Raw genomic sequence first — 12,500 nt, forward strand, 5'->3', positions numbered from 1 at the left:
GCGGCGCGCGGCCGGGAATCAGGCCGCGTCGCGATGCTGCGTCCGGTCGGAACGCGGGTCCGTCCGATCCGGCAGGGCGAAGGTCCGGCGGGTCAGGATGTCCGTGAGGTCGGGCGCCGGCAGGGCACGGCTGAAGAGGAAGCCCTGCAACTCGTCGCAGCCCTCCGCCTCGAGGATGGCGGCCTGCTCGGCCGTCTCGACGCCCTCGGCGACGACGCCCATGTTGCAGGCCTTGCCGAGGCCCACCAGGGCCCGGACGATGGCGATGCTGCCCCCGTCCTGCCCAAGGGTGCGGACGAAGGATTGGTCGATCTTGAGCTTGTCGAAGGGAAAACGGCGCAGGTAGCTGACGCTCGAGTAGCCCGTGCCGAAATCGTCCATGGCGATCTGGAGGCCGAGGGCCTGCAGCCGATGCAGGATCCGGAAGGTGTCGGCATGGTCGCGCAGCAGGACCGATTCGGTGATCTCCAGTTCCAGCCGGCTCGCCATGAGACCGGCGCCGATCAGCGCCCGCGTCACGTCCTCGACGAGGTCGCCGCGGACGAACTGCACGGAGGAGAGGTTGACGGCGATCTTGAGCGTGCCCGGCCAGGTCGCCGCTTCGCGGCAGGCCTGGGCGAGGACCCAGGCGCCGATCGACCGGATCAGGCCCATCTCCTCGGCCAGCGGAATGAAGGTCGCCGGACCGATCAGGCCCTCCCGGGGGTGACGCCAGCGCAGCAGCGCCTCGAAGCCGTTGAGGGTCCGGGTCCCGGCCGCGACGAGGGGTTGGTAGTGCAGTTCGAACTGCCCGCCCGCCAGGGCGCGCCGCAGCTCGGTCCCGAGCTGATGCCGGCGCTGGAGGTCCACATCCATGTCGGTCTCGAAGAAGCGCCAGGTGCCCCGGCCCGCCGCCTTGGCCTGGTACAGGGCCACGTCGGCCCGGCGCAGGACGGCGTCGCTCTCGGTGTCCGTCGGCTCCACCAGGGCGATGCCGATGCTGGTGCCGATGACGATCTCCTGGTCCTGGACCGCGAAGGGCGTCTGGAGCATCGCGACGAGGCGTGCGGCGAGATCGGCGGCGTCCCCGGGCGCGACGATCCCGGACTGGACGATGGCGAATTCGTCGCCGCCCAGGCGCGCGACGAATTCGGACGCCCGCAGGCACTCCCGCAGGCGCTGCCCCGTCAGGCACAGGAGGGCGTCGCCGGCCGGGTGACCCAGCGTGTCGTTGACGCCCTTGAAGCCGTCGAGGTCGAGATAGAGCACCGCCGTCCGCCCGGCGCCGCCGCGGCCGGCCAGCACGCCCGCCATGTGCTCGCGCAGGAAGGCCCGGTTGGGCAATCCGGTCAGCGCATCGTGGCGCGCCATCCGGACGATCTGCGCCTCGCTCTGGCGGCGCTCGGTGACGTCCTCGTGGGTGCATTGCCAGCCGCCCCGGATCGGAACGTGCTTGATGGCGATGGCCCGCCCGTCGGCGAGATCCCAGGTGAAGGAGGCCGGCGACCGCGAGGCCTCCTCCGGGGCGGGCCAGGGCGGAGCCCGGTCGCCGTTGCTCGCCGTGAGATAGGACCGGATCGCCGCCACCGTCGTGCCGGGCTGGCGCAGGTCCGGCGGAACGCCGTGCAGCGCGACGTAGCGCGCGTTCATCACGATCAGCCGGTTGTCCTGGTCGAACAGGCAGAGGCCCTGGGCCATGGTGTCGAGGGCGACCCCGAAGCGGGCATATTGCGTTCGGAGCGCGTGCTCGCTGCGGGCCCTCTCCTCGGCGCGCAGGAGGCGTTCCTGGCCGCTGGCCTGGCGCCAGCCGAGCACGAAGAGCCCGACGAGCCCGAGGTCGAGGAGCCCGGCGGCCGCGCCCAGCACCGTGGCCTGGCGGCGCCAGGGCGCCAGGGCCTCGGCGGTGGTTCGGCTGACGCTCAGGATCGCCGGATAGTTCGAGAGGGTCCGGGTGGCGACGAACCGGTCCTGCCGGTCGATCGGACTGACGGTCCGGGTGACGCCGCCGGCCTTGTTCTGCAGGGCGATCAGGGCGGCGCCGGTCGTGGCATAGCCGCGCCCGATCGTATCCTCCCGGTGGGGATGACGCACCAGCAGCACGCCGTCGGTGCGGAACAGCGAGATGACGTAGTCCGGCTGCGGTGCGATCTGGCCGTAGAGGCCGGCGAAGTACTGCAGTTCCACCGCGCCGAGCACGAGCCCGAGGAAGCTCCCGTCCGGGGCGGAGATCTTGCGGGCGATGTAGAGGGTCCAGCTTCCGTTGCCGCGGTTCTGCACCGGCTCGCTGATGAAGCGCTGCAGCAGCGGGTCCGAGGCCAGGGCCTTGAAGTAGTCCCGGTCGGCGATGTTCACGTCCGGGATGGGCCAGAACCGGGTGAAGTTGCGCAGGGTCCCGGTGTGATCCACCACCGTGACGGCGTTGACCTGGGGCAGGGCCGCCGTGCGGGCCCTGAGGGAGTCGTGCATGGCCCGCGAGGAGACCTGGACCGCGAAGGCCGCGGGCGTGGTGACCTCGGCGGCCCGGATCTCGTCGATGAGGGAGTCCTGCACGAGCTCGATCGCCTGCAGGGCCCGGTCGGCCTGGTCCGCCAGGACGGTGGTGAGGCTGACGAGGTTCTGCTCGGTATCGGCGACGGCCCGGCCGTGCAGGTCCGCGATGAACAGCGCCGCACCCGCGGCGATCGCCAAGCCGAGAACACCACCCGCGGTCGCAAGCAAGATGAAGGAGCCGGCGTAAAGGTTTCTCGCCACGGCCACCAGGTGAGCCGATCGTCTCCGAACGCTGGCCGTAAGCATGATCCTATCCTTGTACCGCCACGGCGGCACAGACATCGACCCTGAGCGTCTCGACGTTGCTTTCCAGGAGCGCCAAGGGCTCGGCGCACGAGCGCCTTATGGGTGATCAACGTGGGAACGCCTTAATTTTTCGTCCGAGCTTTCGGGCGGAATTTTCGCACTGTCGGCGCGGAAACCTGCGCCGGCGACCCGCACCGGTGGGCACCGACGCGCGGCGTCTCGTGACCCCGCGTTGCTCGCCCCCCGGAATCTGCTAGAGCGGCCAACCGCTCAGGGGCGATGGCCACCCCGGCGCGAGGGCCATCGCGCGCGGCCAGGGGGCGGCGTGGCGCCCCAGGCGCGGGCCGCGGGGGTCGTCATCACAAATCCGGGAGACGCGACGTTGACCCAGCCCGAACCCGGCGTTCACGCCCTCGCGGTGCGCGTCTATTACGAGGACACCGACTTCTCGGGCTTCGTCTATCACGCGAGCTACCTGCGCTTCATGGAGCGGGGACGCACCGAGCTCCTGCGCGGTCTCGCGGGCGACCAGTCCGACCTGCACCGGGACGCGGCCGGCCTGCACTTCGTCGTGCGCCGCATGGTGATCGACTATGCCAAGCCGGCGCGGATGGACGACCTTCTCGACGTCCGGACCTGGACGGCCACGATGAAGGGCGCCTCGATGCACCTCGCGCAGGAGGTTCGGCGGGGCGGCGAGGTGCTGGTGAAGGCCGAGGTCGTCGTCGCCTGCGTCCGCGACGGCCGCGCGATCCGCCTTCCCGACAGCCTGCGGCGGGTGCTCGCGCCGGAGCGCGGCGACCGCGAGCCGGGCTCCGGGACGTGACCTGCGAAGGTCGGTCTGCGGGTTTCGATTCGGTTTCGACGGAGAACTTCGTCGAAGCACAGTCAATCGGTTCGTGTGCCGTCGCCGAGCCCAAGTCGTGCAGGGGCGGCCGCGCCGGTGAGGCGTGGCGCAGATCCCGATTCGTCGGACGCATCCGGGGCTCCGCCCGCGCTGGCCGCAAGGGAATGTTAACCCTGCCGGGTGCTTAACTGCCGTCAGGCCGGGCGGGTGCGATGCACAAGGCCGGCCCATACTTTCGACAGATTCGCGGGCCATTGAGCCTTGAAATCGCTCAAGGTTCCGGTTGAAGCGCGCAGGACGGACCGCCGGTTCCGTGACGGCTCCGCGCGGGGTTTTTCGAGGATCATGTCATGAACCCAGCCGATGCCATGCAGGCGATGCCGGCCCCCGACATGACGCTGCTCGGCCTGTTCCTGCAGGCGCATTTCGTCGTCAAGATCGTGATGCTCGGGCTGATCGGCGCCTCGATCTGGTGCTGGTCGATCATCGTCGACAAGACCCTGCTGTTCCGCCGCACCAAGGCCGAGATGGACGCCTTCGAGGAGGCGTTCTGGTCCGGCCGCTCCCTGGAGGAGCTGTATCGCTCGTTCAACGACCGGCAGCCGGTGGGGCAGGGCGCCCTGTTCGTGGCCGCGATGCGCGAGTGGAAGCGCTCCTTCGAGGGCTCCGGCCGCCAGATCCAGAGTCTGTCCCAGCGCATCGACAAGGTGCTGGACGTAACGATCCAGCGCGAGGTCGAGCGCCTCGAGTCGCGCCTGCTCTTCCTCGCCTCTATCGGGTCGGCGGGTCCCTATATCGGCCTGTTCGGCACGGTCTGGGGCATCATGACCGCCTTCACGTCGATCGCGGCGTCCAAGAACACCTCGCTGGCCGTGGTGGCGCCGGGCATCGCTGAGGCGCTGTTCGCCACCGCCATCGGCCTCTTCGCCGCCATTCCGGCGGTGCTCGCCTACAACAAGCTGCAGGCCACGGTGGCCAAGAACCAGTCGCGGCTCGAGGGCTTCGCCGACGAGTTCTCCGCCATTCTGTCCCGGCAGATCGACGAGCGCCTCTCGCTCGTCGCCTGACCCCACCCCCACATCCGAGGAACGATCATGGGCATGGCCCACGGAGCAGCGCAGGGTGGCGGCGGACGGCGTCGGCGGGGACGCCGGCACGCGGCCATCAACGAGATCAACATGACGCCGTTCATCGACGTCGTGCTCGTGCTGCTGATCGTCTTCATGGTCGCGGCACCGATGATGACGGTGGGCGTGCCGCTCGACCTGCCGCAATCGAAGGCGAGCCCGCTCAACTCCGACACCAAGCCCGTGACCCTGTCGATCCGGCAGTCGGGCCAGGTCTTCCTCGGTGAGAGCGAACTCTCCGACGACACCATCGTCCCGAAGCTCACCGAGACGGCCAAGTCCGGGTTCGAGGAGCGCGTCTTCGTGCGCGGCGACAAGCGGGTCGATTACGGCCGCGTCGCCCAGGTGATGGCGATCGTGACCGCCGGCGGCTTCAAGAAGGTCGCCCTGGTCACCGAGCCGGACCAGAAGTAGCGGGCCCGGCGGTGCGAATTCCCTTCAAGCGCAGTGAACCGGGCGTCTGGGTCTCGGCGGTGACGCATGTCGGCCTGCTGACGGTCGCCCTGCTGTCGGTGGCCGCCCCCGCCCTGCCGGATGCGCAGGAGGGCGTGCCCGTCGAGGTGATGACCGAACAGCAATATTCAGAGCTGACGAAGGGCGAGCGCAACGCCGATGCGCCCCAGCCCAACGCCAAGCCGCGCGCCGACCGCGTCGCCGAGAAGTTCGAGGAGCGCGAGCCCGAGAACGCCAAGGTCGATGCCCCGGCGCCCCCGAAGCGGCCCGCCGACATGAAGGTGGCGAGCGCCGAGGAGATGCCCCTGCGCTCCAGCGAGCCCGACCCGCAGGAAGCCAAGGCCGAAGCGGCCAAGCAAGCCGCCAAGGAAGCCGCGAAGGAGGCTGCCAAGGAAGCGGCCAAGGACGCCGCGAAGGCGGCCAAGGCCGAGGCTGCCAAGGCGGCCGCCGCTGCCGAGGCCAAAGCCGCTGCCGCCGCGGAAGCGAAGGCCGCCGCCGCGGCCGAGGCCAAGGCGGCCGCGGCGGAAGCCAAGGCTGTGGCCGCCGCCAAGGCGAAGGCCGAGGCGGTCAAGCGCGAGCATCTCGCCGAGTTGATCGAGAAGCAGGAAGCGGAGGCTGAGGCCAAGGCCGAGGCGGCCGCCAAGGCCGAAGCTGCCAAGGCCGAAGCTGCGAAGGCCGCCGCCAAGGCGAGAGCCGAGGCCAAGGCCAAGGCCGACGCGCAAGCCAAGGCCGAGAAGGACGCGGAGGCCAAGGCCGAGAAAGAGGCGGAAGCCAAGGCGAAGGCCGTGGCGGAGGCGAAGGCCAAGGCGGACGCGGAGCGCCAGAAGGAGCTCGCCGAGGCGAAGGCCGAGGCAGAGGCCGAAGCGGCGGCCAAGGCCAAGGCCGATGCCGCCGCCAAGGCGAAGGCCAAGGCGATGGCCGATGCCAAGGCGAAGGCCGACGGGGAGGCCAAGGCCAAGAAGCAGGCCGAGCTCGCCGACAAGTTCAGCGCCGGCGACATCCGCTCCCTGCTCGCCTCGAAGGCGCCGTCGCAATCCACCGGCGCCACCGGGCGCGAGGTGCAGCGCACCGCCTCCCTGGGCGCGGCCTCCGGCACTGCCCAGCGCCTGTCGCCGTCCCTGCGCGACGCCCTGGTGGGCATGCTGCAGCAGCAGATCGAGCGCTGCTACGTGGCACCGCCCGGCGCCACCCAGGGCGTGGTGCTGCCGATGCTGGACATCCGGCTGAACCCGGACGGCACGCTCACCTCCGAGCCCCGCATCATGCGCGGCGGGGCGAACGCCGTGGATCGCTCCATCGCCGAGGCGGCGCAGCGCGCGGTGCGCCGCTGTGCGCCCTACAAGATCCCGACCCAGTACGCGCCCTACTACAACGACTGGAAAGCCATCAACGCGGAGTTCGAGTTCTCGCGGGTGTGAGGCGGCAGCCCCGTCCGGGCCGCGCCTGCACGCGCCGCGCACCCGCGCGGTCGGTGACGGCGTCCTGGAGGACGTCTTGGACGAAGCCTTGGACGACGTCCGCGTCGGCGTCCCGCCTTCCCCGCGCGGCGGGGCCGACCGTTCACCCGCACCGTCCGGACCCATCCCCGATCCTCGCATGCCCACGACCACGGAATCGATCATGCATCGCAGTCTTCTCGAGAGCCCGGTGTCCAAGGGCCTGACGTCGCTCCTCGCGCTCCTGGCCCTGGTCCTGTTCGGCCTGAGCCCGGCGGCGGCCCAGCTCAACCTGCGCATCGGCGGAGGCTCGTTCCAGCCGATGCCGATCGCGGTCACGGATTTCACCGGCGACCCGAGCCTGGGGCTCCTCGTCTCCAGCGTGGTGACGAACAACCTGCGGCGCTCGGGCTACTTCACCCCGGTGGAGAAGGCGAAATTCCCCGAGGCGCCGGCCTTCGATGCGGTGCCCGGCTTCGAGAAGTGGCGGGCGGCCGGAGTCCAGGCCCTGATCACGGGCCGCGTCGCCCGCGACGCCGCCGGCAAGCTCAAGGTCGAGTTCCGCCTCTGGGACGTCACCTCGGGCCAGCAGATGACGGGCCAGCAATACGGCACCGATCCGGCCAATGCCCGCCGCACCGGCCACCTCATCTCGGACGCGGTCTACACCAAGATCACCGGCCTCGGGCCGTGGTTCGACAGCCGCATCGCCTTCGTGGACGAGTCGGGTTCGAAGGAGCATCGGCGCAAGCGCCTGATGGTGATGGACCAGGACGGCGCCAACGTGCGGGCGCTGACGAACGGCGAGAACGCGGTGGTCGCCCCCCGCTACTCCCCGGCGACCCAGGACATCGCCTTCATGACCCAGACCACCGGCCAGCAGCCGCGCATCCAGGTCATCAACCTGGAGACCGGCAGCCGGCAGGCGCTCGGCAAGGCCGACTCGATGAGCACCAGCCCGCGCTTCTCGCCCGACGGCCGCCGCCTGGTGATGAGCGTGCAGCAGGGCGGCAACGCCGACATCGTGGTCATGGATCTGGCCTCGAAGGCCCAGACGCCGATCACCAACGGCAACGCCATCGACACCTCGCCGACCTTCTCGCCGGACGGCAGCCAGATCGTGTTCGAGTCTGACCGCGGCGGCTCGCAGCAGATCTACGTCATGAGCGCCTCGGGCGGCACGCCCACCCGCCTCTCCTTCGGCGAGGGCTCGGCCTCCCAGCCGGCCTGGTCGCCGCGCGGCGACCTCATCGCCTTCACCCGCCAGCGCAAGGGCGGCTTCGCCATCTGCGTGATGAAGCCGGACGGCTCGGGCGAGCGCGTGCTCACGGAAGGCTTCCACAACGAGGGCCCGACCTTCGCGCCGAACGGCCAGTACGTGCTGTTCTTCCGCGATCCGGGCGGCCAGGGCGGCGGCAAGCTCTACATGGTCGACATCACCGGCAAGGTGGAACAGCCGGTCCCGACCCCGTCCTACGCGTCGGACCCGACCTGGTCGCCGCTGCTGTCGGGGAAGTAGGGCGCGCCGCGCGCGGCGGCCGGATCAGCCGCGCTCGGAGCCGACGGTCCGGCGCATGAAGCCCAAGGCCGAGCTCAGCGACGCGCCGGCGGCGCCGGTCACGGCCTGGACCGCGCCGACGGCTGCCTCGCTCGCCGTCGTCGCCAGGGACGCATCCGCGTGTCCCGGCCCATCGACCGACGGGGCCACCCGCTGCGCGGCCCGCGCAAACCCCCGTCGCAGAACCTCCCGATCGTTGCCGATCAGCGCCGGAAGCCGCGGGTCGGCCAGGGCGATCAGCAGGCTTCCGTCCTCAAACGTGATTTCCAGCAGCGTCTGAGGCTGGGATTCGTCGGCCGACACCGCGGTCAGGGCGGTCGCGGCGAGCAGCGCCGTGCCGCTCAGGTCGATGTTCGAGGCGAGGGCGAGGCTTCCCTTGAGGCCGTCGAGAACCTGCCCGCCCCAATTCCGGGCGCCCGCGATCGCGCCGTGCGCCTCGATGGTGCGAAGGCTCTCGACGGAGCGCTCGACCCCGTCCGGGCCGGTCAGAACACCCGCCTCGTAGGTGCCTCTGCCCTTCCCGCAAGTTCCGGCAACCACCTTGATGTCGGCCATCGCACCCTCCCGCAGGATTTCTACCCCTGCGTGTGGGCCGCTGTCATGTCGAAAAGCTCGGCCGTGCCGGCGCGATGGATCGGCGACGGGGCGGCGGAGGGATCATCCCCCCTCACTCCGCCGGCACGAGCCGGTCCCGGGCCCGCAGGGCCGGGAACACCCGGCCCCACAGGGCCGCGACCAGGAGGGTGGCGAGGCCGCCCGCCACCACGGCCGGGACGGCGCCGATCAGGGCCGCCAGGGTGCCGGATTCGAACTCGCCGAGTTCGTTCGAGGCGCCGATGAAGACCGAATTCACCGCCGAGACCCGGCCCCGCATGGCGTCGGGTGTCTCGCCCTGGACGAAGGTCTGGCGCACGAACACGCTGATCATGTCGGCCGCCCCCGTCACGAACAGGCAGGCCATGGAGAGGGGCAGGGAGGTCGAGAGGCCGAAGCCCACCGTGGCGAGGCCGAAGATCGCCACGGCCTGGAGCATGCGCAGCCCGGCTTGGCGCTGCAGCGGCCGGTAGGCGAGGGCGATTGCCGTGAGCACGGCGCCGGCCGCCGGCATGCTGCGCAGGACGCCGAGGCCGAGGGGGCCGACATGCAGCACCTCGGCGGCGAAGATCGGCAGGAGGGCGGTGGCGCCGCCGAGGAGCACCGCCACGAGGTCGAGGCTGATGGCGCCGAGCACCACCGGATGGGTGCGGATGTAGGTCAGGCCGGCCGAGAGGGTCTCCCAGGTCACGGGCGGGCGCTCGGCGAGGGCGGCGGGCCGGAACCGGATCGCCAGGATGAGGGCGCTGGCCAGGGCGAAGCTCGCCGCCGCGGCGCCGAAGACCACCGCCGGCCCGAGGGCGTAGAGAAAGCCGCCGGTGGCCGGGCCGAGGATCGAGGCGCTCTGCCAGAGCGAGGCGTTCCAGGCGATGGCCGAGCCGAACAGGGGGCGGGGCACCAGGGTCGGCAGCAGGGCCTGGAGGGCCGGGTTGGCGAAGGCGCGACAGGTGCCGATCACGACGACGAGCCCGTAGATCGGCCACAGGGTCGTGGTGCCGAGCCAGGCGGCCAGGAGCAGGCCGAGATCCGCCAGCGCCAGGGTCGCGTAGGCCAGGGCCGCCACTAGGCGCCGGTCGTAGGTGTCGGCGACGTGGCCCGTCACCAGGGCCGACAGCATGGCGGGCAGGAAGCTCGCCAGGCCCACGAGGCCGAGGGCCAGGGCCGAGCGGGTGATGTCGTAGACGAACCACCCCACCGCCACCGCCTGCATCTGGAAGGCGAGGCCGGTGAGGAAGCGGGCCGCTCCGAAGAGGCGGAAATCGCCGTTGCGGAAGACGGTCCAGCGCGGCGCGGCATCGGTGCTCATCCCGCCGTGCTGGGGCAGGGCGGTTTCTGCGTCAAGCGCCAGGATTAAGAGGCGGACTCAACCGTGCCGCCGCAGGCCGCGACCGTCCGGACCGGGACCGGCCTGCCGGCGGCGAAGTCTTTCAGGGCCGCCCGTCCGTCAGGGCGGCGCTTCGGTCCGCGGCCGCGAGGGGCACCGCCTGCAGCGCCTCCAGCACCAGGCCGGGCGTGAGGATCTGCGGCAGCACCGCGGGCTCGCCCGGACCGGCATAGAGCAGGTAGAGCGGGACGCCGCTGCGGCCGTGGCGCTCCAGCAGGCGGGTGATCTCGGGGTTCTGGTTGGTCCAGTCGCCCTTGAGATAGGTGATGCCCCGCGCCTTCAGGCCGGCCTGGACCGCCTCGGCGCGCAGGGCCACGCGCTCGTTGACCTGGCAGGTGATGCACCAGGCCGCCGTCATGTTGACGAAGACCGGCTTGCCCTGGGCCAGGAGCCCGTCGAGGCGCGCCTGGGTGAAGGCGCCCGCAGCGGCCTGCGCGGTCTCGGGCCCGGCCCGGTCCCGGTCGAGGCCGACGGTGAGGATCGCGAGGGCGGCGAGCGCCGCCACGGCGGTGCCGCGCGCGATCCAGCTGCCGGCGGGGCCGGCCCCGTGCCCGCGCTCCCAGGCCCAGGCGGCGAGGCCCACCAGGACGAGGCCGACCAGGGCGGCCAGGAGCCCGGCCGAGCCGACCTGCTGCGACAGCACCCAGACCAGCCAGGCGACGGTGGCGTAGATCGGGAAGGCCAGCGCCCCCTTCAGGGTGTCCATCCAGGCCCCGGGGCGGGGCAGCCGCCGCAGGGCCGCCGGCCAGAGCGTGAGGACGAGGAAGGGCAGGGCGAGGCCGAGGCCGAGGCTCGCGAAGACCGCGAGGCTCACGGCGGCCTCCTGCGTCAGCGCGAAGCCCACCGCCGCGCCCATGAAGGGGGCGGTGCAGGGGGTCGCCACCACCGTGGCGAGGACGCCGGTGAAGAACGAGCCTTCCAGGCCGGCCCGCCGGGTCAGGCCGTCCCCGAGGCCCGCGATGCCGGCGCCGAGATGCACGACGCCGGACAGGCTGAGCCCCATGGCGAACAGCAAGTAGGCGAGGCCCGCCACCACCAGGGGCGATTGCAGCTGGAAGCCCCAGCCGATGCCGGCGCCCGCCCCCTTCAGGGCGACGAGCAGGCCTGCCAGCGCCAGGAACGACGCCAGCACGCCCGCCGTGTAGGCCAGCCCGTGCAGCCGGACCCGGCCGGCCGGCTCGCCGGAATGCGACACCAGGCTCAGGACCTTGATCGACAGGACCGGGAAGACACAGGGCATTAGATTGAGGAGGAGGCCGCCCAGGAAGGCGAGGCCGGCCGCGCTCCAGAGGGTCAGGCTCTCGTCCGGCGCCGGCACCGGGGTGGCAGCGCCCGACGCGTTCGTGGCCGCGGTCGCGGCCGTCGCCGTCGCATCGGCCGTCGCGCTCGGGGCCTCCCCGATGGCATAGGCGCGGTGCACCGGGCCGTCCGGCGTCGCCTCCTCGAAGGTGAGCACCCCCGGCAGGGTCGTGGGAGCCGCCACGGTGCTGTCGCCGCGGGCCAGGTCGATGTGCAGCCCGTCCGCGTCGCTGCGCGCCTCCTGGGGCGCGGCGTTCTCGATGGCGATCTCCGCATAGGGGAAGTAGGCGACGGAGGACGCCGCCAGCCCGGGGGGCGCGGCGAGGTGCACCTGCAGGCGCCCGTTCTCGGCGCCGTAGCGCACCGGCCAGGGCGCGGGCGCGGGCAGGGCCGCGCGGGCGGCCTCGAACAGCATCATCGAACCGGGCGCGACGCCCGTGCTGGTGCCGCCCGGCGCCACCGGCAGGGTCAGGCGCAGCTCGGCCGAGCCCGGCACGCATTCGCGCTCGCAGACGAGATAGGTCAGCCTGGCCTGGAGCGTCACCGGCTTGCCGGGCGCCAGCGCGGCCGGCGGGGTGAGCTCGGCGAGGAGGACGGCCTCGTCCTCGTAGCCGAAGTTCATGAGGTGAGCGACCGGGATGCGGCTCGGGCTCGGCCACTGGATCGGCCCCGCCGAGAACCCGGCCGGCAGCGTCCAGGCGACCTCCGGAGCCAGGCCGGAATCGCCGGGATTGCGCCAGTAGACATGCCAGTGCGGCCGCATCACCATGCGGATGCCCACCGTGAAGGGCACGCCGGGCCGGATCGCGGAGGGCTCCCCGACGAGGCTCGCCTTCACCAGGTCGGCCGGCACCTTGAAGCCCTGCGCGGACGCGGCGGGCAGAGCGAGGCCGAACAGCGCGAGCGCCAGGGCGAGAAGCCGGATCATAGAGTCCTGTTCGGAGAGGGAAGCGTGCAGGTTACGTCCGTTCGCCACGGGCGCAAAATCCCGAAGCCGCGAGAACCCTTGTTCCCGCCTTTTCGCTCC

Annotated in this window: 9 protein-coding genes; 5 read left to right on the forward strand and 4 right to left on the reverse strand. The window is 71.7% G+C overall.

Annotated elements, in window-relative coordinates; genetic code table 11:
- Positions 1 to 18 precede the first annotated feature (18 nt).
- Positions 19 to 2,697 carry an EAL domain-containing protein gene (locus tag CRT23_RS01605; RefSeq protein ID WP_245435903.1) on the reverse strand — a complete coding sequence of 893 codons (2,679 nt, stop codon included), beginning with the start codon at positions 2,695 to 2,697 and terminating at the stop codon, positions 19 to 21.
- A 460-nt stretch (positions 2,698 to 3,157) separates the two neighbouring features.
- Between CRT23_RS01605 and ybgC the strand changes: the two genes are divergently transcribed.
- The 5 genes from ybgC (at position 3,158) to tolB (ending at position 8,157) form a co-directional block, all read left to right on the forward strand.
- Complete coding sequence (gene ybgC, locus CRT23_RS01610) at positions 3,158 to 3,601, forward strand: tol-pal system-associated acyl-CoA thioesterase (protein ID WP_055947268.1); 444 nt, start codon at positions 3,158 to 3,160, stop codon at positions 3,599 to 3,601.
- A 371-nt stretch (positions 3,602 to 3,972) separates the two neighbouring features.
- Entirely contained in the window at positions 3,973 to 4,689 is a 717-nt protein-coding gene (gene tolQ / locus CRT23_RS01615) for a protein TolQ (RefSeq protein ID WP_055947271.1), read from the forward strand.
- 27 nt (positions 4,690 to 4,716) lie between these two features.
- Positions 4,717 to 5,163, forward strand: coding sequence for a biopolymer transporter ExbD (locus tag CRT23_RS01620; RefSeq protein WP_055947274.1), 447 nt, complete (start codon positions 4,717 to 4,719; stop codon positions 5,161 to 5,163).
- Between the two features lie 11 nt (positions 5,164 to 5,174).
- Entirely contained in the window at positions 5,175 to 6,620 is a 1,446-nt protein-coding gene (gene tolA / locus CRT23_RS01625) for a cell envelope integrity protein TolA (RefSeq protein ID WP_103708311.1), read from the forward strand.
- Positions 6,621 to 6,798: 178 nt separating this feature from the next.
- Positions 6,799 to 8,157, forward strand: a complete 1,359-nt coding sequence (gene tolB, locus CRT23_RS01630; RefSeq protein ID WP_103708312.1) for a Tol-Pal system beta propeller repeat protein TolB — start codon at positions 6,799 to 6,801, stop codon at positions 8,155 to 8,157.
- 24 nt (positions 8,158 to 8,181) lie between these two features.
- On the opposite strand, the gene CRT23_RS01635 is transcribed toward tolB, so the two are convergent.
- The 3 genes from CRT23_RS01635 to CRT23_RS01645 all read right to left on the reverse strand — a co-directional run bounded on the left by CRT23_RS01635 (position 8,182) and on the right by CRT23_RS01645 (position 12,401).
- Positions 8,182 to 8,751, reverse strand: a complete 570-nt coding sequence (locus CRT23_RS01635; protein WP_103708313.1) for a hypothetical protein — start codon at positions 8,749 to 8,751, stop codon at positions 8,182 to 8,184.
- A 112-nt stretch (positions 8,752 to 8,863) separates the two neighbouring features.
- Entirely contained in the window at positions 8,864 to 10,096 is a 1,233-nt protein-coding gene (locus CRT23_RS01640; protein WP_055947285.1) for an MFS transporter, read from the reverse strand.
- Positions 10,097 to 10,217: 121 nt separating this feature from the next.
- Positions 10,218 to 12,401, reverse strand: a complete 2,184-nt coding sequence (locus tag CRT23_RS01645) for a protein-disulfide reductase DsbD domain-containing protein (protein ID WP_103708314.1) — start codon at positions 12,399 to 12,401, stop codon at positions 10,218 to 10,220.
- Positions 12,402 to 12,500 lie beyond the last annotated feature (99 nt).

The sequence above is a fragment of the Methylobacterium sp. V23 genome, assembly GCF_002917135.1.
Taxonomy (GTDB): domain Bacteria; phylum Pseudomonadota; class Alphaproteobacteria; order Rhizobiales; family Beijerinckiaceae; genus Methylobacterium.